General features: G+C 43.3%; 25 protein-coding genes. 12 read left to right on the forward strand and 13 right to left on the reverse strand.

The window, feature by feature from the left end; genetic code table 11:
* The first annotated feature begins 238 nt into the window (after positions 1–238).
* Positions 239–1,267: an IS110 family RNA-guided transposase gene (locus BW976_RS11160; RefSeq protein WP_076373383.1), complete on the forward strand. Its 1,029-nt coding sequence runs from the start codon at positions 239–241 to the stop codon at positions 1,265–1,267.
* Positions 1,268–1,418: 151 nt separating this feature from the next.
* Here BW976_RS11160 and BW976_RS11165 read toward each other — a convergent pair whose 3' ends face one another.
* Together BW976_RS11165 and BW976_RS11170 are read right to left on the reverse strand one after the other, a co-directional pair.
* On the reverse strand, positions 1,419–2,441 hold the full coding sequence (locus BW976_RS11165) for an alpha/beta hydrolase family protein (RefSeq protein WP_076373704.1): 1,023 nt from the start codon (positions 2,439–2,441) through the stop codon (positions 1,419–1,421).
* A 68-nt stretch (positions 2,442–2,509) separates the two neighbouring features.
* Positions 2,510–3,079 carry a Crp/Fnr family transcriptional regulator gene (locus BW976_RS11170; protein WP_076373384.1) on the reverse strand — a complete coding sequence of 190 codons (570 nt, stop codon included), beginning with the start codon at positions 3,077–3,079 and terminating at the stop codon, positions 2,510–2,512.
* Positions 3,080–3,243: 164 nt separating this feature from the next.
* On the opposite strand from BW976_RS11170, the gene BW976_RS11175 reads away from it, so the two are divergent.
* Entirely contained in the window at positions 3,244–4,251 is a 1,008-nt protein-coding gene (locus BW976_RS11175) for a Kelch repeat-containing protein (protein WP_076373385.1), read from the forward strand.
* 77 nt (positions 4,252–4,328) lie between these two features.
* Here the strand turns inward: BW976_RS11175 and BW976_RS11180 are convergent, their stop codons facing one another.
* Positions 4,329–4,643 carry a ferritin family protein gene (locus BW976_RS11180; RefSeq protein ID WP_076373386.1) on the reverse strand — a complete coding sequence of 105 codons (315 nt, stop codon included), beginning with the start codon at positions 4,641–4,643 and terminating at the stop codon, positions 4,329–4,331.
* 114 nt (positions 4,644–4,757) lie between these two features.
* On the opposite strand from BW976_RS11180, the gene BW976_RS11185 reads away from it, so the two are divergent.
* The 4 genes from BW976_RS11185 (at position 4,758) to BW976_RS11200 (ending at position 7,450) form a co-directional block, all read left to right on the forward strand.
* On the forward strand, positions 4,758–5,315 hold the full coding sequence (locus BW976_RS11185) for a Crp/Fnr family transcriptional regulator (protein WP_076373387.1): 558 nt from the start codon (positions 4,758–4,760) through the stop codon (positions 5,313–5,315).
* An 80-nt stretch (positions 5,316–5,395) separates the two neighbouring features.
* The gene (locus tag BW976_RS11190) at positions 5,396–5,752 is read left to right on the forward strand and encodes a VOC family protein (RefSeq protein WP_076373388.1); all 357 of its coding nucleotides are present in this window, start codon (positions 5,396–5,398) and stop codon (positions 5,750–5,752) included.
* Positions 5,753–5,754: 2 nt separating this feature from the next.
* Positions 5,755–6,636 (forward strand): hypothetical protein, encoded by an 882-nt coding sequence (locus tag BW976_RS11195; RefSeq protein ID WP_076373389.1) that lies wholly within the window; start codon positions 5,755–5,757, stop codon positions 6,634–6,636.
* A gap of 97 nt (positions 6,637–6,733) precedes the next feature.
* Positions 6,734–7,450: a beta propeller repeat protein gene (locus BW976_RS11200; RefSeq protein WP_076373390.1), complete on the forward strand. Its 717-nt coding sequence runs from the start codon at positions 6,734–6,736 to the stop codon at positions 7,448–7,450.
* Positions 7,451–7,463: 13 nt separating this feature from the next.
* Here the strand turns inward: BW976_RS11200 and BW976_RS11205 are convergent, their stop codons facing one another.
* The 4 genes from BW976_RS11205 to fdhD all read right to left on the reverse strand — a co-directional run bounded on the left by BW976_RS11205 (position 7,464) and on the right by fdhD (position 11,519).
* Entirely contained in the window at positions 7,464–7,715 is a 252-nt protein-coding gene (locus tag BW976_RS11205) for a hypothetical protein (RefSeq protein WP_076373391.1), read from the reverse strand.
* Between the two features lie 177 nt (positions 7,716–7,892).
* A complete protein-coding gene (locus BW976_RS11210) occupies positions 7,893–10,211 on the reverse strand; it encodes an FdhF/YdeP family oxidoreductase (RefSeq protein WP_076373392.1) in 2,319 nt (772 codons plus the stop codon).
* Complete coding sequence (locus BW976_RS11215) at positions 10,208–10,564, reverse strand: DUF7009 family protein (RefSeq protein ID WP_076373393.1); 357 nt, start codon at positions 10,562–10,564, stop codon at positions 10,208–10,210. The genes BW976_RS11210 and BW976_RS11215 overlap by 4 nt, the downstream gene beginning before the upstream one ends.
* A 64-nt stretch (positions 10,565–10,628) precedes the next feature.
* Positions 10,629–11,519 carry a formate dehydrogenase accessory sulfurtransferase FdhD gene (gene fdhD / locus BW976_RS11220; RefSeq protein WP_076373394.1) on the reverse strand — a complete coding sequence of 297 codons (891 nt, stop codon included), beginning with the start codon at positions 11,517–11,519 and terminating at the stop codon, positions 10,629–10,631.
* A gap of 228 nt (positions 11,520–11,747) precedes the next feature.
* Between fdhD and BW976_RS11225 the strand changes: the two genes are divergently transcribed.
* The 3 genes from BW976_RS11225 to BW976_RS11235 all read left to right on the forward strand — a co-directional run bounded on the left by BW976_RS11225 (position 11,748) and on the right by BW976_RS11235 (position 12,956).
* Positions 11,748–11,990, forward strand: a complete 243-nt coding sequence (locus tag BW976_RS11225; RefSeq protein ID WP_076373395.1) for a MoaD/ThiS family protein — start codon at positions 11,748–11,750, stop codon at positions 11,988–11,990.
* A 119-nt stretch (positions 11,991–12,109) separates the two neighbouring features.
* A complete protein-coding gene (locus BW976_RS11230; protein WP_076373396.1) occupies positions 12,110–12,541 on the forward strand; it encodes a GNAT family N-acetyltransferase in 432 nt (143 codons plus the stop codon).
* Complete coding sequence (locus BW976_RS11235; RefSeq protein WP_076373397.1) at positions 12,534–12,956, forward strand: molybdenum cofactor biosynthesis protein MoaE; 423 nt, start codon at positions 12,534–12,536, stop codon at positions 12,954–12,956. The genes BW976_RS11230 and BW976_RS11235 overlap by 8 nt, the downstream gene beginning before the upstream one ends.
* A 175-nt stretch (positions 12,957–13,131) precedes the next feature.
* On the opposite strand, the gene BW976_RS11240 is transcribed toward BW976_RS11235, so the two are convergent.
* The 5 genes from BW976_RS11240 to moaA form a co-directional block, all read right to left on the reverse strand.
* Positions 13,132–14,187, reverse strand: a complete 1,056-nt coding sequence (locus tag BW976_RS11240) for a HesA/MoeB/ThiF family protein (RefSeq protein ID WP_076373398.1) — start codon at positions 14,185–14,187, stop codon at positions 13,132–13,134.
* A complete protein-coding gene (locus BW976_RS28875) occupies positions 14,187–15,356 on the reverse strand; it encodes an NTP transferase domain-containing protein (RefSeq protein ID WP_175614091.1) in 1,170 nt (389 codons plus the stop codon). The genes BW976_RS11240 and BW976_RS28875 overlap by 1 nt, the downstream gene beginning before the upstream one ends.
* Positions 15,337–15,807: a cyclic pyranopterin monophosphate synthase MoaC gene (gene moaC / locus BW976_RS11250; protein ID WP_076373399.1), complete on the reverse strand. Its 471-nt coding sequence runs from the start codon at positions 15,805–15,807 to the stop codon at positions 15,337–15,339. Before moaC ends, BW976_RS28875 begins: the two co-directional genes overlap by 20 nt.
* Positions 15,808–15,895: 88 nt before the next feature.
* Entirely contained in the window at positions 15,896–17,089 is a 1,194-nt protein-coding gene (locus tag BW976_RS11255; RefSeq protein WP_076373400.1) for a molybdopterin molybdotransferase MoeA, read from the reverse strand.
* 107 nt (positions 17,090–17,196) lie between these two features.
* Positions 17,197–18,225, reverse strand: a complete 1,029-nt coding sequence (moaA, locus tag BW976_RS11260; protein ID WP_394333016.1) for a GTP 3',8-cyclase MoaA — start codon at positions 18,223–18,225, stop codon at positions 17,197–17,199.
* Between the two features lie 135 nt (positions 18,226–18,360).
* Here moaA and BW976_RS11265 point away from each other — a divergent pair, with 135 nt between their 5' ends.
* Genes BW976_RS11265 through BW976_RS11275 form a run of 3 tightly spaced genes read left to right on the forward strand, consistent with a single transcriptional unit; the run spans position 18,361 to position 20,565 of the window.
* Positions 18,361–18,807 (forward strand): hypothetical protein, encoded by a 447-nt coding sequence (locus BW976_RS11265; RefSeq protein WP_076373401.1) that lies wholly within the window; start codon positions 18,361–18,363, stop codon positions 18,805–18,807.
* Positions 18,808–18,820: 13 nt separating this feature from the next.
* Positions 18,821–19,972 carry an XdhC family protein gene (locus BW976_RS11270; RefSeq protein WP_076373402.1) on the forward strand — a complete coding sequence of 384 codons (1,152 nt, stop codon included), beginning with the start codon at positions 18,821–18,823 and terminating at the stop codon, positions 19,970–19,972.
* Positions 19,973–19,977: 5 nt separating this feature from the next.
* Complete coding sequence (locus BW976_RS11275) at positions 19,978–20,565, forward strand: nucleotidyltransferase family protein (protein WP_076373403.1); 588 nt, start codon at positions 19,978–19,980, stop codon at positions 20,563–20,565.
* Positions 20,566–20,772: 207 nt separating this feature from the next.
* Here the strand turns inward: BW976_RS11275 and BW976_RS11280 are convergent, their stop codons facing one another.
* Positions 20,773–21,933: an aldose epimerase family protein gene (locus BW976_RS11280; RefSeq protein ID WP_076373404.1), complete on the reverse strand. Its 1,161-nt coding sequence runs from the start codon at positions 21,931–21,933 to the stop codon at positions 20,773–20,775.
* Positions 21,934–21,950 lie beyond the last annotated feature (17 nt).

Raw genomic sequence — 21,950 nt, forward strand, 5'->3', positions numbered from 1 at the left:
CTCCTCCTATGTTTGTCAATAATTATACTTGTATGATTTATGAGTGAAAAAGAATGAGAGCACGTTACTCCTAAATAGCTATAGGCATATTGTTTGCGAGATATTGCCTCATTCTTTACACTTTCTTGAGTTTGAACAGAATGTAAGGAATACTGCATAGCGGTATATCCAGGATAGCCAGCAGGAGGAAAAACGAAGGAAGGTTTTCACTTACGAAGTGAACAGTCACAACTATTTTATGGTAAAAAGATTATTAAAACAAGTGGTCGGTATTGATGTAGCTCAAAAAGAGCTTGTCGTATCCTTAGGAAAGATGGACGAAGATGCCCTAAGCCTCATTTATGCGTTTAAGACTTTCTCCAATAACCAAAAGGGATTCACTGCTTTAGTACAATGGGTAGCAAAACAAACAGTAGAAGCCTTTCCGTTACGGTATGTTATGGAAGCTACAGGAGTCTATCATGAATCACTAGCTTATTTCTTAGTAGCCAAAGCCTATCGTGTAAGCATTGTTATGCCTAACAAGATCACCAACTTCTTCAAAACTCTGGAAACTAAAACAATAACGGATAAATCTATGGCAGAAGCCATTGCCTTATTTGGATTAGAAAAAAAGCTTGATGATTGGGTTCAGCCAAAGAAAGTATTCAGAAACCTAAGGCAACTAACCCGTGAGCGGGATCAGTTAACGGTTGAAAGGACTATGCTAAAGAATCAGCTGCATGCAGAGCAAACAGAGGCTGATCCAAGCGAGACCGCCATTGAGCGGATGAAATTCCGCACCAAGGTAATCAATACCCAGCTCAAAGAAATAATGGCAGAAACAAAAGCCATAATTGATGATGATGTAGAAATAAAGCGCACGGTAGAACTGATCACATCTATACCCGGAATAGGCCCGCTAACCGCTGCTGTAGTGATAGCTGAAACCAATGGCTTTGAATTAATAAGTAGTAAAAAACAGCTAACCAGTTATGCCGGCCTGGATGTTAAAGAGAAGGAATCGGGCACATCGGTCAAAGGTAAGTCCAAAATATCTAAAAGAGGAAACCGATATCTGAGAAAGGCGATGTATATGCCAGCTATGGCTGCCATAAGGCATTCAGAGAGGTATAAGGCTGTCTTTGTGAGAATAGTTTCCAGAAACGGCATTAAAATGAAGGCATGTGTAGCCGTGCAGCGAAAATTGCTGGAGATGGCTTATACCATTTATAAAACCAAAACCCCTTATCAAGCGGATTATTTGCAAATTAGGACAACAGAATGAACCGGCATTAAATAATTAGAGCAGCCGCTTTAAAAAAGGGCCGCCCTAAACAGGCTGACATAAAGCCGCCTAAGACTCAAAGATAAAATAAATCCCCTCAATTAATTGCATATCAACACAGAATCTCGCAATGACATATCTTTTAAATACTTCAGTGAAACTGGGGATTTAAATTCTTTACAAAAAACCCCACTGCCAAACTATCAACCTTTAAATGCACCAGATGCCTGTTCACGCTTACGTCATCAGTAAAATAAGTTGGCGCTTCTTTTTTTACATCATCAATAGCTTCTTGCAGCATCACATAATGACCTGTTTTGCCTGGGTTTATATAGCATTGCGAACCTTTGATAAGCTGATGGTAGCGCAGGGCGTTGGTTTTTACCGGGGCAATACTGTCGCTTTGTGAACCAACAATATAAACGGGTGTAGAAATATTTTTATCAGAAACAAAACCCGGACCTAATGCCGGTGAAATAGAGAAGAAAGCCTTGATCCGTTTGTCGTACAACTTCGGGGGATTTTTTGCACCGGCCAGCAAGGTGCTGTCATCAAGATATTTGGCCAGATTAGGGAATTCGGGTAAGTTAAGTTGTTGCCTGCCGGTAGTTTTATAATAGTTCAGTAATGACATAAAATCAAAACGTCCGCCAGCCAGCGCTATAGCTGTATAGCCCCCGAATGAAAACCCGGCCATACCAATTTTATCGGGATTGATAACATCCTTGATATCTGGTTCGCTTAACAAACTACTAATCACAAAGCTCATATCCAGAGGGCGTTCCCAGGGTTTTAAAAATTCGAGGGGAATCTTATGGTCATAAGTATTGCCCCAATGATCAACGGCAGCCACGATAAAACCCTTTTGTACCAAGGCATCAGCCAGCCATTCCAACGAAAGGCGGCTGCCTCCAGTGCCATGCGAGATCAGGATGAGCGGTAATTTATCTGTCGGGAATTTCCCATCGCGTACGGTTTGAGCACGCGTAAACGGCGAAAAAGCTTTGTCGCTTTGTTTTAAGGTATCGGTTGTGGGGTACCAAATTTCGGTGGTTAAGGGGCGGTTACGTTTTTCGTCCTTAAAATGAAAGGTGCGTTCGCCAATGTGCGTTTGCGCACAAATGGTATGGTGAAACAGGGCAATGATGAGCGTAATATAAATGGAGCGGTGCATATGGTTATCAGATTTAGATACAAAGCAAGCTAATAGCCCCATGAAAAATATTGACAATAGTCAATAAATCATTTTTTTGATTTGAGGCGGCTCAATGTTTCCTGCGATATGCCCAGGTAATCGGCAATAATTTTGCTGGGTAATCTTTGTATCAATCCGGGTTGTGTTTTCATCAGGATGTTATACCGTTCTTTAGCATCGAGGGTTATCAGGCTTTCAATACGCTCAATGGAGGCTATGTAATCCTGCTCCAATCCCAGGCGGATCATTGTTTCCCAGCCGGGGATTTCCCTCAGCAGCATTTGCGAATCCTGGCGACTAATCATGAACAGCTCCGAAGCTTCCATACTTTGTATAGCCGCTACCGATGGCTTTTGCTGTACAAAACTAGGAAAGGCTGTGCCAAAATGATCCTCAAATATCAAAAAACGTGTCCACTCGCTGCCATCCTCTTTAGTTAAAAAAACGCGTAGACAGCCTTTTACTACAAAAAATAAATACCGGGCAACGCTCCCTTTTTCGAGCAGTATCTCTCCGCGTTTGGTCAACCGGGGTTTATAACAGCTACTTACCAGTTGTTCCTGTTCGGCAGTGAGGACGATTTTTCCTTCGATTTGTTTTTGTAACGCGGGGTGCATTAGGCTAACATAAGCATTATTTATTTGTTGCTCAAGCTCGGTTTAAGCCACAAAAATAAGACCCATTAAACTGATTGTTACCCAATTGTAAATATTACGACACTATTAAACTATTTATAATCATATCAGTCTTAACTAGTAAATTCACTTAAACTTATTGCCCAATGAAAATCCTGAATCTCCTTTGCGCTTTTATCGTAATCGCCGGGTTAAACATGAATAAAAGCCAGGCCCAAACCAAACAGCCTGCTGCTATTACTTTTAAAAGCGCGGCCAATTTACCCTATCCCCTCACGTGGACCACCAGCGTTACCGATGGCACCTATATTTATACCATATCGGGCTATAAAGGTTTTGGCGGTTTTTCATCCGAAGTATTAAAATATGATCCGCAGGTTAACAAATGGTCGGTTTTGGCAAATATGGGAGGAAACAGGATACAAACTGCTGCGGCTTATGTACCTGCTACCGGTAAAATTTATGTAATGGGTGGAATTGGTGGTTTAGGTGGCTCACGTGGTGCAAGTCAGATATTTCAGGGTGTGCAAACGGTAGATGTTAAAACCGGCAAGGTAGAAAACCTTCATATTTTAAATCCTATGGCCAGCACATACGGTAGCGCAGTAGAATGGAACAACAAAATATACATTTTCGGTGGTACCAGGGATGGAAAACGCACCTTAAATTCTCTGTACCAGTTCGATCCACAAACAGCGAAATTCACGCAACTGGCCGATATGCCGGAGAGCCTGCAGGCTGCCGGTGCCGTGGTTGATGGCGTGATATATACCTTTGGCGGCTTTGATGCTTTTACTAAGCGTCAATCATATAGCATCAACGCGTATGATATAAAAAGCAATACCTGGAAAAAAATGGGCAAACTCCCTGAATTTTTAGCAGCCAACAGCGTATCTGCCTGTGGCGACAAAGTATTTGTAGTTGGTGGTTATGATGATGAGGACTTTATTGGTTACTACGATACCAAAGCTAATCAGTTTGTAAAGCTCAAATCAAACATGGAGCAGCGCAGGGCTACCGCATCGGCAGTGTATAATAATTACCTGTTTGTTTTTGGCGGTTCAACCCGTTTTAAAGCATTCAGAAGCTCCACACTACAAACCACTCAGGTGGCTAATGTAGCTCCGTTTTTGAACAACAGCGCGAGTAAATAATTAAATTTATATCTTATATATAACAAGCCATTCCGATATTATCGCTGAATGGCTTGTTAATTTTATTGGGTTAGCAATTACTCCGCCGCTTCCTCGCCTTTAGAACCCAACTTTACAATATCGCCTTTTTGGAACAAAATAGCCTGTAAGGTTTTACGCCAAACCGGCTTTTTACGCAGCAGAAACTCCAGATCCATACCAAAGTGTTTAAACTCTTCCTGCTGGGCATTTTGCATAATGGCTTTGGCTGCCTTGTCGGTTTCAACAGAGATACGTTGCTCGTACCAGTTGATGGCTTCAGCCTCTTCGGTTAAGGATACGATCATCCGTGCAAAGGTCCTGGTCTCGGCGGATAATTCGTTGGCCGGTTCGTGATATTGATCAAATGACATAATATTTTTATTTTGAAAAGGTATGGCACTACGCTTTTGTTTTGATATACCGATATTTAGAAAGGATACAGATTAAAACCAGGATACCCCAACCTGTGTTACATAACTTTGCTCATGAAACCAGAAGAACCTCTCATAGCGCAACCCGCCATTATATCAGCATGGAAAAAGTACCGGCATCTTTGGAAGTATACAGAGGTACCAGCCAAGTACCTGCTTTTAAAGGAGGGCGATATTAGTCGTAAAGCCTTTTTAATTGAAAAAGGCAGTATCCGCACCTGGTTTTATCATGATGGTAAAGAGATCAGCTTTCAATTCTTTTTTGAGGGTGATGTAGTTTCATCACCACAAAGCATGCGCAGACATACGCCAAGCCCCTTCAGTATCGAAACGCTGGAACCTTCCACCATTCGTTGGCTGGATGCCAGAGATATGGAAAAGGTGCGCAAAGATCCTGTACTCTACCAGTTTATTATTGAACAAGCTGGCGATAAACAAGCCGAATTTATGCAACATTTTTTCTCGTACCTAAAAGACAGCCCAACCCAACGCTACGAAAACCTGTTGCGGCAAAAACCGGAGGTGATCAGGCGGGTGCCCTTGCAGCACATTGCCTCTTATTTGGGCATTACGCAGGTATCCCTGAGCCGTATCCGCAACAAAATCAAGTGACCTGTGTATTATTTATCTTTTGTTAAATGATCCCCCACTAAAACTCCGCAGATTTGTTTAATCACTAATACGATAATCAAATGAGTTTATTAAAAATAATCCCCAAGATCATTTATAAAGATGTTCAGATAGGCGTTAGACTTTTTGCCGCGCTTGGTTTTGAAACCAAATACTCTGAGGACGGATTTTACATTATGGCCCGCGATGGCGTTACTATTTATTTAGTAGCCAGCGAAGATGATTTTTATGTGAATGACCGCCCGGAAATGAGGATAGATACCGATGATATTGAAGGGTTTTACGCGGAAGTCACCTCCAAACATCCGGAAATATTGCATCCCAACTTAAAAGTGATCAAAAACCAACCCTGGGGTTTAAAAGAATTTGCCGTGCTCGACGAAACAACCGTTTGTATCATTATTCAACAGGCTATTTAATTATGAACCAAGAAGAAACATTTTCAAATGAGCGGGATTATAGCAGTATTAGTCCTTCGGCACGATCGTTATTACTGCTGAAAGGCTTTACGGATATTCCCTTTGCGCTGGAGGCAGCCAAGCTGATCAGTCGACCTGATCATTACCAGCCGGATTTTAGTATTAAAGAGCTTGCTTTCTGGGGGCGGCTATTACACTTTGAATCGCGTTACAAAAGTATTAACCAATTGCTATCCGGCTTGCCGATTCAGAATATTTTGGAAATATCTTCCGGTTTTTCGTTCCGCGGATTAAGCTCGGTAATCAACAGGGAGGTTTATTATATCGATACCGATCTGCCGGAGGTAATTACCATCAAGCTGAGTTTGCTGGATGACCTATTGCAGCACGAGAAACCTAAAGGCGAACTGGAAACTTTAGCCCTCAACGCGCTTGACGAAGCTGCCTTTACATCCATAACCAATCATTTCCCCAAAGGCGAAGTAGTGATTGTAAACGAAGGCTTGTTGGTTTACCTGGATATGGATGAGAAAAGAAAATTGTGCAGCAACATCCGCAAGGTGCTCCGACAGCGGGGCGGTTACTGGATCACGGCCGATATTTACATTAAATCCCAAAATCGTTTTCCGGACCTTCAAATGAACGATAAACTGCAGGAGTTTTTCCGGGAGCACCGTATTGAGGAAAACAAGTTCAATAGTTTTGAAGAAGCCGAAGCGTTTTTTAAAGCCGAAGGTTTTATCATCGACAAAGAAGCTGAAGCAGAGCACCAAAACTCCGGCTCGCTAAAATACCTTCTGGCAAACGCCACCCAGGAGCAATTGGAAAATATGCGTCGTGGCGGCCGTATCCGTGCATCGTGGCGATTAAAGCTGGCAGATTAAATTTTATATTATTAAACCAAATTATAAATTGCAGGTCATATCAATAATACCATATTAATACGTTTAGTATGGTATTATTATTTAACAAACCCTGCATATGAAAAAATTACTCCTTATCATCATCACTATTCCTTTTATTATTACCTCCTGCAAAAAGGATAATAAATCGTCTATAGTAACAACTTCTGAAGACCCTAACTGGATCAAATTGGAAATACCCAATGGCGACGCAGCCTACGCTGTTGCCGGTAATATTGATGGCTCCCTACTGGTTACTACCAAAGCCAAAGCCTATTTTACCACGGATCAGGGAAAAACCTGGCAGGAATCAAAAAACTTTAACGGCCCAATACAAGGCTTATATGCCAACAAGGATACCGTACTGGCGCTATTAGCTACCGGCGGGCTGGAATTGGAAGGTACCCTTAAAGCTTCGATAGCACAATTCTATACCCTTGATATGGGCAAAAGCTGGAACCGTTACTTAGATTACCAACGGGCACAGAAGATCAGCAAACCCATTGGAATTGTTCAATCAGCACAAAATAAAGTAACCTACGAGCTAAAATATAATACCAAGCCCGTTTCCGCTAATAGCAATGCTTATACACATGGGCCAACAACCATATTAAGGGATGGCAAAAGTATCGGCCTCCCGTTTAAGGTCCGGATCGAGAATTTGTATATGGACAGTAACGATCGCCTGTATGTAGCCGCTTCCGGTGGTGTTTACAATCAGGAAAAAGATGCGTTTACCTTCAACGCGAGCAATACCCCTGCTGTGATTTATGTGTCGCGCAAAGCGTTACCGTAGGTGTTGATTTCGCTTAGTTTCTGACTTTAACCTCCAAAGGTGTTACATTCCTGAAAGCGTAAGGATCAATATCGCTGATGCTTACCTTCATTACATCCTGGGTGTTTTTGATGGTGACGTTCAGGCTGCCATCGGGATTAAGGGGTACGCTTACGTAGTGTTTGCCGTCGGCTTGTGCCGTGGTCGCGCTTCCTTTCAGCAGGTTAACGGTTAAGGCTACCGCGATAATGGTTAATACAATTTTGGTGTACAGATCTGTTTTCATTTTATATTGCTTTAAGTTTTAGATGGAGAGCAATATAATTAAAATCATATTATTTCGGTAAATAATAACCAACACTTGTCATTTCGAACGGAGAGAGAAATCTTATACGAGCAGTGCCCTCACGTAAAAGATTTCTCCTCGTACCTCGTTCGAAATGACAAATTGTGGTTATCCTGTTTATACTCCTTCGTGCTTTTTAATCTTAATGAACACCAATTTTGACGTGGGCGTATTGCTTTTCTCGGCTACGCTGTCTATGGGTATCAGCACGTTGGCTTCGGGGTAATACGTAGCCGTATTTCCTTCGGGGATATTATAAGGCACAACCACAAACAGGCGGGCTACACGTTCAACACCACCATAGTAATTAAACAGATCAACCTTCTCGCGCGATTTAAAGCCGGCTTTACGCATATCCTGCTCATTCATGAATATCACCCGGCGTTCGTTATGAATACCGCGATAACGATCGTCCAGGCCGTATAAAGTAGTATTAAACTGGTCGTGACTGCGGATGGTACCCATGCGGTATTCATCAGCGGCTATATCATGTTTAGGTAATTCGGTGATAGCAAAACCTATTTTAGTACCATTGAGTTTATTTTCAAACTTACCGGTGCGCGGGGCATTGGGGAGATAAAATCCGGCCGGGATACGTACCCGCTGATTGTAATCTTCAAAACCGGGTATCACCTTGGCGATATCATCGCGCACAGCATCGTAGCTCATGGCGTATCTATCCCAGTTAACAACAGAACGATCACCAAAAGTAGCTTTGGCCAGGTTGCAAACGATCTGATTCTCATTCATCAGATCGTCTGAGATAGGCTTCAGCATCCCTTTTGACATTTGTACTACACCCATCGAATTTTCGCAGGTGATGAATTGTGCTTCGCCATTGATCTCATCTTTATCACTACGCGCGAGTGTTGGCAATATCAAAGCCTCTTCGCCATGCACCAGGTGACTGCGGTTGAGTTTGGTTGATACATGTACCGACATTTCGAGCTTACGCATAGCCTCGGCAGTATAAACAGTATCCGGCGTAGCCGAAAGAAAATTACCACCCATCGCAAAAAACACTTTCAGCTTACCCTCGTGCATGGCCTGTATCGATTCCACCACATCGTAACCATGCTCGCGCGGTGGCTCAAAGCCAAACACCTCTTTCAGTTTATCCAACTGTTTAGGCGAAGGTTTATCATATATCAGCATGGTACGGTTGCCCTGTACGTTGCTGTGCCCCCGCACCGGGCATAAACCGGCACCGGGTTTACCAATAGCTCCTTTTATCGCGGTGAGGTTAACAATCTCCTTAATGGTATCAACACCATTTTTATGCTGGGTTATACCCATGGCCCAGCATACTATAATGCGGCTTTTATCTTTCAGCATTTCAGCAGCCTCTTTAATCTGGGCTAAAGGTACACCAGCTTCATGTGCCAGCTCATCCAGATCATACCGTTTTAAACTCGTCAAAAAAGCCTCATAACCATCGGTGCTGTTTTGGATAAACTCATGATCAAATACTTTGCCCGGGTTTTCCAGTTCGGCTTGATACAATAGCTTTTCAAGAGCCTTTAACAGGGCCATATCACCGTTTATTTTTACCTGAAGGTAAAGATCGGCCAGGTGCGAATCAATCCCCAGGATACCCTTAACCGTTTGCGGATTTTTAAAACCCATGAGCCCGGCCTCGTGCAAAGGATTTATGGCGATGATTTTTGCGCCCCTCCTTTTGCCTTTTTGTAATGCACTGAGCATTCTCGGGTGATTGGTGCCCGGGTTTTGCCCCATAATGATGATCACATCGGTATCGTAAAAATCATCCAGGGTAACGGTTCCTTTGCCTATGCCGATGGTTTCGGTTAGGGCCACTCCGCTTGATTCGTGACACATGTTGGAGCAGTCGGGCAGGTTATTGGTGCCGTACTCGCGTACAAACAGCTGGTAGGTAAATGAGGCCTCGTTACTGGTACGACCAGAGGTATAAAAGGCGGCCTCATTGGGTGATGGCAGGCTATTCAGTTTGTCGCCTATTTTTTTAAAGGCATCGTCCCAACTAATGGGTTGATAATGCGTAGCGCCTTTGGGCAGGTAAACGGGCTCGGCTATACGCCCCTTTTTACCTATCTCATAATCATTGAGTTTGGCCAGATCAAACACAGAGTTCCGGACAAAAAAATCAGCAGTCAGTTTTTTAGTGGTAGCTTCCTCGGCAAGGGCCTTGGCGCCATTCTCGCAATATTCAGCAATCGGCGAGCGATCATCATCCGGGTCGGGCCATGCACAACCAGAACAGTCGAAACCGTCCTTCTTGTTCATTTTAAATAAGCCTTCCATGCCGCGTACAAAACCGGCCTCCTGTATAATATCAACCATGGCGACTTTTACCGCAGGGATACCTGCCGCCCAATGTTTTTGTTCGGTTATTTTCAGATGCAGCAGTTTCTCAGGATTTTCTGCTGCCGGTTGTTCCTGCTCTTTCTTGCTCATATCTTTTTAGCCGCTAAAGGATTGGGGTAATTATCGCTCTGGTCTTCGACCACGTTATCCAAACAGGTAAAATCTTTTTCAACCAACAAGTGCAGATTGCCGTGCGTTCCTTCAAAACCCACTTTGTCGGTATCGGCAAATTCCTGTATCAGTGTTTTAGGCACGTATACGGTGATGGCATCATCCTTAAAAGTTGCAGATAGCTGTTCAGCATCTACTACCTGCAAAACATAAAACAGCTGTTTGCTGCCAAAATCAACCGACTCACGCAGATGCCCCTCCTCTGCCAGGAGTGAAGTATCGGTGCGGGTAAGCCTATATCTTAATGAATTGCCTTTAATACGTATTTTCATTGGTGTAATTATTCGTTAATAAGTTGTTTTTTAAAGGTAATGAAGCTAACCTTCGCCGGTTTACTCATTCCGGTTTGTGAGCTGCACTCATGATGGTTTCATAACGGGGTATTTGTACGCGGTGTGCCGCGGTATATACATTAAAACGCTCATCGCGTAAAAAACCAATAAGGGTGATGTTAAATTCCTGGGCCAGTTGCACGGCCAGGCTTGATGGTGCGCCAACCGATGCAATGATGTTGATGCCTGCCATGGCTGCTTTTTGTATCAGTTCAAAACTTGCCCTGCCGCTTAACAATAATATGGTTTGCCGCAGCGGTAACCAGTTATAGTTTAATGCGGCACCGATAAGTTTATCAAGTGCATTATGCCGGCCCACATCTTCGCGCAGCAGCAATAACTCGCCCATTGTAGTAAACAAGGCCGAAGCATGCAGTCCGCCGGTATCTTCAAATATCCGCTGGTGTTTGCGAAGTATTACGGGCAATTGGTATAAAACAGAGGATTGTATAGTATCGCTATCCTCGGGCTCAACAACAAAGCTGCTTACCGTGCGGATGGCATTAATCGATCCTTTTCCGCAAACCCCACAACTGGAAGTAGTATAAAAATTACGCTCGGCATTTTGTAAGTGGGGTACAATGTCGGGTGCCAGGCTTACCTGTATCACATTCTCCTTATCTTCGGCGCAGGCAATAAAACAATGCTCCGTTTTAGCAATATCCTCCGAATTTTTGATGATACTCTCTGTAAATAAAAAACCGTTTGCCAGCTCGGCATCATGACCGGGGGTACGCATGGTAACAGAGATATTCTGCACCTGTCTTTGCCCGTCAGGACCATGCTCCAGCCTGATTTCCAGGGGCTCTTCAATAGCGAGCACATCGATAGCAGAAGCTACTTCAGCAGCATTAACCTTGATGATCCGAATACTATGTGTGGAATTGGCACCCATACATCAAATATACAATTTACTTTTGGAGCAAGGATCTCTTTGATTAAGGATAAAAGGAGCAAAGAACAAGGATTTCTTATCAACTCATATTTACATTTCGTTCAGTCCTTGCTCCCCAAATCCTTACTCCTTGTTCCAAAAAATCCTTGCTCCTCAATCCAAAAATCTTTATTCCCCTAATCCTTGCTCCATATTTCCTTTCTTAACTATTTTGCCCTAATTTTGAGTATGAAGATTAATGTGCTGGCATTTGGTGTGGCAAAGGAGATATTTGGAAATTCGCAGGTTAGCCTTGAATTGACAAACGATGCCACTATATACAATTTAAAATACCTGCTTGAACAGCAATATCCGCGATTGAAACAACTGGCATCCTACATGGTGGCTGTAAACAACGAGTATGCCCTACCAGGTGATACCATACATGAACGTGACGAAATTGCTATTATACCACCGGTAAGCGGAGGGTAATTTGGGGGGCTATTGGACTTGGGGACTATTGGATTTGGGGACAAAAAATAAGCTATAAGCGGACAAAAAGTCCATACTCTTTGCTCCTTGATCCAAAAATCTTTAATCAAATAAAAAACATGTCTATCAGGAAAGCTACCCTGGCCGATCATCCGGCAATATCTAAATTATTGGAACAATTGGGTTATCCGGGGACGGAAGCTTATTTATCCCGAAGCCTGGAGATAATGCTTAACCAGCCCTTATCAACCGTGCTGGTTTACGAGTTTGATGGCGGGGTGGCGGGGTTTATCGCTTTTGATTTTATCCCGCAGTTAACCACCCGTGGCGATTATGCGCGGATAAGCTGTTTTGCTGTTGATGAAAATATACGGAGCAAAGGCATCGGCAATGCGCTCGAAGAACATTTCACCAAATTGGCTACTGAAAGAAAATGCGACCGGATAGAAGTTCATTGTCATTTACGCAGGGTGGACGCCCATCGCTTTTATGAACGACAGGGCTATACAGAATCGCCAAAATATTTTATAAAAATGCTACCCAATGAATAATACACAAATCGTGCTTTCTGCCGAACCACTAAACATTCAATCCTGCATTGATTGGATCATGTCGCCTGAGTCGGGGGGCATTGATGTGTTTATTGGTACCGTGCGTAACGCAACCAAAGGCAAAGCTGTGTTGAAACTTGATTTTGAAGCCTATGAGCCCATGGCCATCAACGAAATGGAGAAGATAGCACAACAAGCCTTTGAAAAATGGTCGGTACAAAAGGTGCTGATCCATCACCGTACAGGCACTTTACAGGTCGGCGAAGTGCCAGTGATCATTGCGGTGTCGGCAGCCCACCGTGACGCCGCTTTTGCGGCCTGCCGCTACATCATCGATACCCTGAAACAAACGGTACCCATCTGGAAAAAAGAAGCTTTTGAAGATGGTGAGGTTTGGGTAGCGGAACATCCATAAGATTTGGGAATTTGGATGTTCGATTTGGGATTTATTCTGAACCACGATTTACTTAATGAAAGGATTAATGGATTTTTTGTCTGACTAGAATCATGACTATTCAATAATCCTTTGAATCATGGTTCAGACAAAAAGCAAAATCCGAAATCGAACATCCAAATTCCGAAATCATAAACTACTTCTCCAAATAAGCCCTCAACCCACCCTCTAACGAAAAAACATTAGCATCGGGAATGCGTTTCAAGATGAGCTTTACGGCTTCTTCGCTCCGGTTACCGGTGGCACAGTAAAGCACTTTGGTTTTAGGGTCGGTAAAGTAGGCCAGGTAGCCTTCCAGCTCCTCAATGGGGATATGGATGCCACCAATGTCAAAGGCATCTCGCTCCCGTTCGGTACGTACATCTACCAGGTCGATAGAATCATCGTCCATATGTTCTTTTAATTCCAGTGCCGATATCAGGGGAATAGTTATCGTTGCAGCCAGGCTCCTTACAGGCGTTTTTGAAGTGGTGCCGATTTTGATGATCCGGCTTTGCATATTTTGCGCGTCAAATATCAATATTTTGCCAACCAGCAGATCGCCGGTTTTGGTGATGTATTTGATCACCTCGTTAGCCTGCATACAGCCAATAATGCCAGCCAATGTAGGTATTACGCCTCCTTCGGTGCAATTCGGTATCTGTGTAGGATCAACCTTCGGGAAAAGGTCGCGATAATTGGGCGATCGTGTATTTTCGTCATACACTATGTTCCAAACTGCTACCTGTCCTTCAAACTGGTAAATGGCTCCATAAACCAGTGGCTTACCGGTCATCACACAGGCATCATTCAGCAAATAACGAGTCTCAAAGTTATCTGTACCATCTATTACAATATCATAATGCTGTATAATGCCCAGCACATTATCGGAGGTGATCTTTTCGACATGAGGTACCAGTTTGGTATCAGGATTTTGCTCTCGCAGGCGTTTAATGGCAATAGCCACTTTGCTTTGGCCTATATCTGCAGGTGAGTACAATATTTGCCTGTGTAAGTTACTGGCTGATACCACGTCATAATCTGCAATACCCAGGGTACCAACCCCGCTTGAAGTTAAATACTGGGCTGCGGGGCAACCCAGACCGCCGGCACCCACTATCAATACCCTGGCCTGCTGTAATCGTATTTGCGCCTGCTCGTTAAAACCGGGCAGGGCCATTTGGCAACTATATCTTAAAATATCGGGTTTCATTAGTTTGTAGCTGTTTTTTGGTGGATAACCCTTTGTACTTTTTCCAGTTCATCTGGCGTATTCACATTGGTTAATGCTTCTGGGTCGGGGGCATTAAGCAGGTTGATCTCGCTATTGATAAGCACCTTGCGCGGGCACGAATATCCCTGCGCCAAAAACGACAATAAGATGGGATAGCTTTTGGGTTCCCATATGGCTATCAATGGTTCCGGGAAATCGGTCACCGGGCTGTGGTAAGCTGTTGCTACTGCCGAACTATCGCGCCAGGCAGCAAGGTTACGCAACGTCGCCTCATCCATCAATGGTAAGTCGCACGCTATTATCAGCCAGGCATTATCAGGCTTTTCACGAAAGGCCGACAGGATAGCCCCAAAAGGACCAAGACCCGTAAAGGTATCCTCCAAAATAGGATATTGAACATCTGTTTCATTATTATGCTGTCCGGGCCTTTGGGAAATAAAAACCTCATTACAGAAAGATTTAAGCATATCGGCCATGTGGAACCGTTGCGGTTTGCCATGCCAGTTCACATTGCCCTTATCAAAACCCATTCGCTCGCTTTTACCGCCGGCCAATACCAATCCGTTTAAAACCGGGCGCGACAGCTTCAGGCTGGTTTCAAAAAAACCGATGATCCGATCCCTGTCTGATAAGCGGTAAACGGGTATATCCTGCCAGTGCGGAATGGCTTCCTGTATAAAATCAAAGATCTCATCAGTATTATCGGCCAGTAAAAACAACTGTACATTGGTTAACTGCTCCAGCCGTCTTTGTAAGGAGACCTTTTTGTTGATATCGATGATCACCACCTGTGCTTTGGCCAACTGGTGATTGCCGTTTACCAGTACCAGATCGGCATTGGCAAATTGCTGTTTAAGCTGATAAGGCCAAATTGGATTTTGAAAATTGAATTGCTGATAATTGATCTGATCGGTATAATCAAGCATAGCTCCATTGGTAAGCCTACCCGGCACCAGGGTAATATCATCATTGTGCGATGTATCGGCATAAGCGCATTTGTATACGGTAGATAGCGCCCCGATCACATCATGGGCTAACAATTTGATCACGGTACATGGACTACCTACAATGGACCATTCGTTACGCCCGAAGTTACCCGAAGCTGGCCGGGCTAGTTTCGCGTGTTTTTTATGCTCGTTTAAAGTCACGTTTACCTCCTGTTTTTGCTATCAGTTTGGTTTCTTTAATTATAATATCATGGCTCATGGCCTTGCACATGTCATAAATGGTAAGCGCCGCTATAGATGCACCAACCAGGGCCTCCATCTCGATACCAGTTTTAGCGGTGATGCTGGCGGTACAATCTATCACAACCTCCCGCTGTTCATTAACCTGTATAACGATGTTACAATTATCCATCCCCAGCGGATGGCAAAGCGGTATCAGGTCGCCGGTCTTTTTGGCTGCCATGATACCAGCTATAATAGCCGTTTGAAAAACCGGACCTTTCTTACTCACCACCTCGCCATTGCTCAAATATTGCAATACCTCTTCAGGTAAAACAACTACACTGCGCGCCGTGGCGGTGCGGTTGGTAACCTGTTTTTCGCTTACATCAACCATGCTGGGGTTGCCTTGTTTATCTAAATGGCTTAACATTTGTACACGATTTAAGGACACTTAAGATTAACAGGATTTTTTCACTTATGTTCAATCATGATAATCCTGAAAAATCATGAAATCGTGTTCAGAATTTTACCACCCTGAACACCTCTCCTGCTTTAAAATCCGTCCTCTCCAGGGGTAATTCTAAAAAGGCATCGGTATCTGCTAAGTTAGCAAAATCGCCCGAACCATTTCCTTCAATTGGCCAGGCCATCAGTTGCCCATGCGGGTTGCTTTGCAGTTTTACCTGTAAAAAGTATTGTAAAGGCGGCTGAAACTGAAAATCCTTAGCTAAAACGGCGTATACCGGCGATTGTTCTGTCGTACCCAAAGTAGCCCTTAACCAGTTTAAAAAGTATTTGTACAGGCACATAAAAGTAGCCACAGGGTTACCTGGGAAAGCAAAAACAAGATTTCCGTTCGCGTGTACACCAAACCAAAAAGGTTTACCCGGGCGCTGGGCTACTTTATGAAATATCTTTTTCACTGCTGAATCTTCAAGTGCCTGAGGGATGTAATCAAACTTCCCCATAGATATACCACCACTAAGTAGCAATACATCATAATTTTGCAGGCAATGTTGTATTTGTTGTCGGGTAATTTCTGGGTCGTCAGGAATATGGATCATATCTGATTGCAGCCCCTGTTTCTGTAGTACCGCTTTTATGGTATAGCCGTTTGATTTCCGGATCTGGTATGGAGCGGGTGTCTGGTCAACCTCAACCAACTCATCGCCCGATGATATGATCACCACCCGGGGTAGCTTTTTAACCAGTAGGTGCGTTTTACCCACAGACGCAGCCAAACCAATAATGGCAGGTGTGACCATTTGTCCAATCGACGCTAATACATCTCCTTCCTTCTTATCCACTCCTTGCAGGTGCAGGTTTTGTCCCTTTTTGATGTCCTGCACTTTTACCAAAGCCAGGCCACTGGTTATTTCCACATCTTCATAGCGGATCACCGTATCTACCGAAACCGGCAACACCGCGCCAGTCATGATCTCGATACACTCCTCAGGATGGCTAATAGCAACGGGCTCATCACCAGCTGCCTGGGTGGCTTTGATGTTAAAACTAAGGATGCCGCTTACGATAGACTGGTAATTAACGGCTATACCATCCATTGTTACCCGGTTAAAGGGAGGCAAATCACGATCAGCTTTAATAGCTTCGGCCAATACGCGACCAACAGTCTGCTCAAACGGCAGGCTTTCAGTACCATAATCTCTTAATTGCGCCAGTATCAGTTTTTCGGCTTCTTCAACAGTGGTCATATATTAGTTTTTGGTATCAAGTAGCTAGTATCAAGTATCATGACAGCTGCATTTATTTTATAAAACATTCAAAATCTTGATACTTGATACTAGCTACTTGATACTTTTTATCCTCCAATAGTCGCCATAGATTCGTGTATTCCCGGATGTACTACCCGGGTACGCTCCGCCTCCCAGCCATCTTTAGCCCGATGATTAACGGCATTTAGCAATACGGTCTGCAATTCATCATCATTGGCACCAGTCCGCATCATGGCCTTCATATTCAGCCCGCCATCATCATACAAACAGGTTTTCAGTTCACCCTGTGGCGTTATCCTGATGCGATTGCAGGTACCACAAAATGTACGCGAATAAGCCGCTATAATACCTACCGTACCCTGGTGACCTGGTATTTGATAGTTATAAGCCGTTGAATATGATGGATCCGGTAATTTCTGTATCTGCGGATAGTGGCTTTTGATCTCCTCCAATATGCGGATATAATCCCATTGCAAACCGGTGTAAACATGACCATCGCCATTAAAAGGCATTTCTTCTATAAAACGCACACTTACCGGCAGTTCTTTGGTCATTTGCACCAGGGGGAGAATATCCTGGGTATTTTTTCCGTCCATCACAACCGCGTTTATTTTCACTTCGATGCCGTGTTTTAGCAAAGCTTCCAGCGTTGCCATCACCTGGGCAAATTCATCACGGCGGGTAATGGTAAAAAAACGGTTGGCATCCAGCGTATCCAGGCTCAGGTTTACCGAACGCACCCCTATCCTTTTCAATTCAGGAACATGCGGCGCGGTGAGTACACCATTGGTAGTGAGGCTCAGTTCTTTCAGACCATCCAACTCTGATATGGCCGTGAGCAACTGCATAATATCCTTGCGTACAAAAGGTTCGCCCCCTGTAATCCGGATCTTTTCGATACCCATTTTTACCAGCAGGCTGCAGCTACGGAGCATTTCTTCATAGCTCATCAATTCTGTACGCGAAAGCCAGTGCAAACCATCCTCAGGCATGCAGTAAAAGCAACGTAAATTGCATTTATCTGTTACGGCAAGACGCAGGTAATTGATTTTCCGGCCGTGGTTATCTATTAGCAATGAACCATTCATATGTAAAAGCAGCCCCGAAGGCCACATATTGTAAAAGTAAATATTCCAAATGGTCGTTATGTTTTTTAAATGTACTTTTTGAGGTGATACATTGTAGATATCAGATACAACACCGTTATTAATATTTTGATTTATATTTACGTTACCTATATTACCTGAGTTATGAAAATTGCTACTTGTTTGTTATTGCTTACTATTTATTCCTTTAATCACAAATTAAACAACAATATAATTATAGGCGATCATGTTGTATTAAATCAGGAGCCCGATGTTTCATTAGTCAATTTAATAGCCAACCCAGATAAATATAATGGAAAAAAGATCAGGGTGATAGGCTACTTACACCTTGAATTTGAAGGTAATGGATTATATCTCCACAAAGATGATTATGACCATGCTATAAGTAAAAATTCAATTTGGGTTAGTATTGGACCGAAACATCCGGAGGTTAGCAACCTGAAACAATATAGCGACCATTACGTAATTATGGAAGGCACTTATAACAGTGAAATGACTGGACACATGGGAATGAATAGCGGCAGCATTGAGAACATTACGCGTTTAGATATCTGGGAGCCTGCTAATTGGAAACCCATCAAGAAGAAATAATTTTAAACCAATTGTGAAAGAACTACAGGACATCGTACAGGCTTTTGACCGGGCTCATCAAACAGGCAAGCAAACTGCCCTGGCTACGGTGGTGCATGTAGAAGGCTCATCATACCGCCGCGCAGGTGCCCGAATGTTGATTACCGAAGATGGACAGCTTATAGGCGCCATCAGCGGTGGTTGCCTGGAAGGCGATGCCCTGCGCAAAGCCCGACTAGTAATGGCCCAAAACAAACCCATGCTGGTAACCTATGACACAACCGACGATGACGATGCTAAATTTGGTGTTGGCCTGGGTTGCAATGGTATTATTCATATTCTGATCGAACCGATATCTGCAACCAAGCAAGACAACCCAATACAGCTTTTTAAACTATTTTTAAGCCGGCGCGAACCAGTGGTGCTCATCACCATTTTCACCATGAATGATAAGCAGGCTCTGCAACCCGGCACCTGTTTGCTATTAACGCAGGAAGGGAACATCAAAGGTATCTTCCCGGATGACACGATAAAAGATATATTATTGGCCGATGCCAACGATGTACTGATCAATGGCAACTCTGTTACTAAAACCTATGTCTATGGCGATAAATTCACCTGTTTTATTGAGTTGCTGCAACCCACCGTATCGCTCGTTATATTTGGGGCAGGAAATGATGCCATACCTTTGGTACAGCTGGCTTCGGTACTGGGTTGGCATATTTACATGGTGGATGGGCGCTCCAATTATGCCATACCTGAGAGATTCCCGCTGGCCAAAAAGATCATTACAGCCAAACCAGAAAATGCCCTGTCGCAAATAACTATTGATGAACGCACCGTCATTATCCTGATGACGCATAACTATAATTACGATTTGGCCGTATTAAAACAACTACTGCCTTTGCAGTTACCCTATGTTGGAGCATTAGGACCTAAAAAACGATTATACCGTATGTTGGATGAACTCAAAAATGAGGGTATGGAAATAACCGATGAACATTTAACCAGCATTTACGGACCGGCTGGTTTGGATATCGGATCTGAGAATGCCGACGAGATTGCTTTATCCATTATTGCCGAAATGCAGGCGGTATTAAAAAACAGAACCGGCACTTCCTTACGATATAAAAACACGATCCATAACCGCCATTCAGAGCAAATTATTACGCAAACCATGCAATAACTCTTATGACCGGATTAATCATATTAGCAGCGGGCTCATCGAGTCGTTTGGGTACGCCCAAGCAAAACCTGGTTTACCAGGGGCAAACATTATTGCAGCGTGCCATTCAAACCGCACTTACCTCCGTATGTCATGAAAATGTGGTGGTGGTATTGGGGGCTAATGAGGGGATAATACGTCCGGGGATATCCGATCAGCTGGTGCATATTGCTTATAACACCCTTTGGCAGGAAGGCATGGCATCATCTATACGGCTAGGAATTACTGAATTACTGAACATACAACCTTTAATAACCGGTGCCATATTAATGCTGTGCGACCAGCCCTTTGTTGATCCCCTGCTGATATATCAACTCACCGAGAAAAAGGCCGAAACCGATTTTGGCATTATTGCCTGCGCCTACCGGGACACATTAGGTGTGCCGGTATTGTTTGAGGCGTCCTATTTCCCCCAATTATTAATGCTGCAAGGTAAGGAAGGCGCAAAAAAACTGATCAAAACTTTCCCAAATGACGTAACGCAGATCGCATTTCCTCTTGGAGCTATTGATATAGATACTCTGGAGGATTATGAGCAGTTGCATGGGCACTGAGATAGCATATTCTCTTAACTTGTCATCCTGAGCGATAGCGAAGGATCTATTTGTGAACTATGCACCCGTAGAAGAGATTTTTCACTTCGCTCAAGAAATTGTTCTTAGCTATCGCTCAGAATGACAAACATTTTATTATTCTTATTAACACAAACGGGTTCTGTCAATTAACAGAACCCGTTTGTGTTATCGATATATCTTCCCGACTTATTTAACTACCGAAAATTTATATAACGATTGTGTTTTATAAGTCTGTCCAGGTTTAAGCTCTGTTGATGGAAACTGTGGCTGGTTTGGTGAATCAGGATAATGCTGTGTTTCCATCGCGAATGAAGTACGGAACTCATCCTTGATACCACGTTTCATCACATTTTTGGCCTGCATAAAGTTACCGCTGTAAAATTGCAACCCGGGTTCTTCGGTAAATACTTCCATTTTTATACCGCTTTTATCACCAACTACCGTAGCTATCGGTGTTTTGATATCATGCTTGTTTAGTACAAAATTATGATCGTATCCTTTGCCATCTTTTAGCTGCACGTTGTTATCATTGATGCGTTTGCCAATAGTTTCTGGTTTGGTAAAATCAAACGGCGTACCTTTTACGCTTTCTATTTTACCTAAAGGGATCAGTGTTGAATCTACCGGAACATAATTATCAGCATCAATCTGTACTAAATGGTCAAGTATAGTACCACTGCCTTCGCCATTCAGGTTAAAAAAGGCGTGATTGGTTAGGTTAACCACTGTATTTTTATCGGTTGTGGCCTCGTAAACCGCTTTAAATTCGTTATTATCAGTTAAACTATAAGTAACCTTTACGTTCAGATTACCAGGGAAGCCCTCTTCCATATCTTTTGACAGATAGGTAAATTCTACGGTAGATGAATCAATTTGTTTGCCATCCCATACTACGCTCTGATAGCCATTTTTGCCTCCATGCAGGGTATTGGGCGTGTTATTGATAGACGACTGGTATTCTTTACCATCAATTTTAAACTTGCCTTTGGCAATACGGTTACCATACCTGCCAATAGTTGCACCATAATACGGCTCGGTTGATTTTTCAAAACCCTCTACACTTTCAAAGCCCAGCACCACATCGGTAAGCTTACCATTTTTATCCGGAACCAACAGGCTCACTATACGACCGCCATAGTTGGTAAAAGTAGCAGTGATACCGTTTTTATTTTTAAGAGTGTACAAATGAGTTTGTTTTCCATCGATTGTTTTCTCGAAGGCAGAAGCTGATGTTTGGGTGCTATCCGTCATATTTGTTTTTTTCTTGTCAGATGATTGATTACAGGCTGCTAAAGATACACATGCCGGTAACATGATTAATAAGAGGTTTTTTGATAAATGTCTCATAGTTTTCGTAAATAGTT

This window comes from Mucilaginibacter lappiensis, assembly GCF_900155965.1.
Taxonomy (GTDB): Bacteria; Bacteroidota; Bacteroidia; order Sphingobacteriales; family Sphingobacteriaceae; genus Mucilaginibacter; species Mucilaginibacter lappiensis.

Bases quoted from the DNA above. Each gene is read 5' to 3' on its own strand.
- BW976_RS11175 (WP_076373385.1), top strand. From the start codon at position 3,244: ATGAAAATCCTGAATCTCCTTTGCGCTTTTATCGTAATCGCCGGGTTA.
- BW976_RS11185 (WP_076373387.1), top strand. From the start codon at position 4,758: ATGAAACCAGAAGAACCTCTCATAGCGCAACCCGCCATTATATCAGCA.
- BW976_RS11275 (WP_076373403.1), top strand. From the start codon at position 19,978: ATGACCGGATTAATCATATTAGCAGCGGGCTCATCGAGTCGTTTGGGT.
- BW976_RS11210 (WP_076373392.1), bottom strand. From the start codon at position 10,211: ATGAGCAAGAAAGAGCAGGAACAACCGGCAGCAGAAAATCCTGAGAAA.
- BW976_RS11230 (WP_076373396.1), top strand. From the start codon at position 12,110: ATGTCTATCAGGAAAGCTACCCTGGCCGATCATCCGGCAATATCTAAA.
- fdhD (WP_076373394.1), bottom strand. From the start codon at position 11,519: ATGGGTGCCAATTCCACACATAGTATTCGGATCATCAAGGTTAATGCT.
- BW976_RS11240 (WP_076373398.1), bottom strand. From the start codon at position 14,187: ATGAAACCCGATATTTTAAGATATAGTTGCCAAATGGCCCTGCCCGGT.
- BW976_RS11190 (WP_076373388.1), top strand. From the start codon at position 5,396: ATGAGTTTATTAAAAATAATCCCCAAGATCATTTATAAAGATGTTCAG.
- BW976_RS11200 (WP_076373390.1), top strand. From the start codon at position 6,734: ATGAAAAAATTACTCCTTATCATCATCACTATTCCTTTTATTATTACC.
- BW976_RS11215 (WP_076373393.1), bottom strand. From the start codon at position 10,564: ATGAAAATACGTATTAAAGGCAATTCATTAAGATATAGGCTTACCCGC.
- BW976_RS11205 (WP_076373391.1), bottom strand. From the start codon at position 7,715: ATGAAAACAGATCTGTACACCAAAATTGTATTAACCATTATCGCGGTA.
- BW976_RS11225 (WP_076373395.1), top strand. From the start codon at position 11,748: ATGAAGATTAATGTGCTGGCATTTGGTGTGGCAAAGGAGATATTTGGA.
- BW976_RS11280 (WP_076373404.1), bottom strand. From the start codon at position 21,933: ATGAGACATTTATCAAAAAACCTCTTATTAATCATGTTACCGGCATGT.
- BW976_RS11170 (WP_076373384.1), bottom strand. From the start codon at position 3,079: ATGCACCCCGCGTTACAAAAACAAATCGAAGGAAAAATCGTCCTCACT.
- BW976_RS11165 (WP_076373704.1), bottom strand. From the start codon at position 2,441: ATGCACCGCTCCATTTATATTACGCTCATCATTGCCCTGTTTCACCAT.
- BW976_RS11235 (WP_076373397.1), top strand. From the start codon at position 12,534: ATGAATAATACACAAATCGTGCTTTCTGCCGAACCACTAAACATTCAA.
- BW976_RS11160 (WP_076373383.1), top strand. From the start codon at position 239: ATGGTAAAAAGATTATTAAAACAAGTGGTCGGTATTGATGTAGCTCAA.
- BW976_RS11255 (WP_076373400.1), bottom strand. From the start codon at position 17,089: ATGACCACTGTTGAAGAAGCCGAAAAACTGATACTGGCGCAATTAAGA.
- BW976_RS11265 (WP_076373401.1), top strand. From the start codon at position 18,361: ATGAAAATTGCTACTTGTTTGTTATTGCTTACTATTTATTCCTTTAAT.
- BW976_RS11180 (WP_076373386.1), bottom strand. From the start codon at position 4,643: ATGTCATTTGATCAATATCACGAACCGGCCAACGAATTATCCGCCGAG.
- moaC (WP_076373399.1), bottom strand. From the start codon at position 15,807: ATGTTAAGCCATTTAGATAAACAAGGCAACCCCAGCATGGTTGATGTA.
- BW976_RS11195 (WP_076373389.1), top strand. From the start codon at position 5,755: ATGAACCAAGAAGAAACATTTTCAAATGAGCGGGATTATAGCAGTATT.
- moaA (WP_394333016.1), bottom strand. From the start codon at position 18,225: ATGTGGCCTTCGGGGCTGCTTTTACATATGAATGGTTCATTGCTAATA.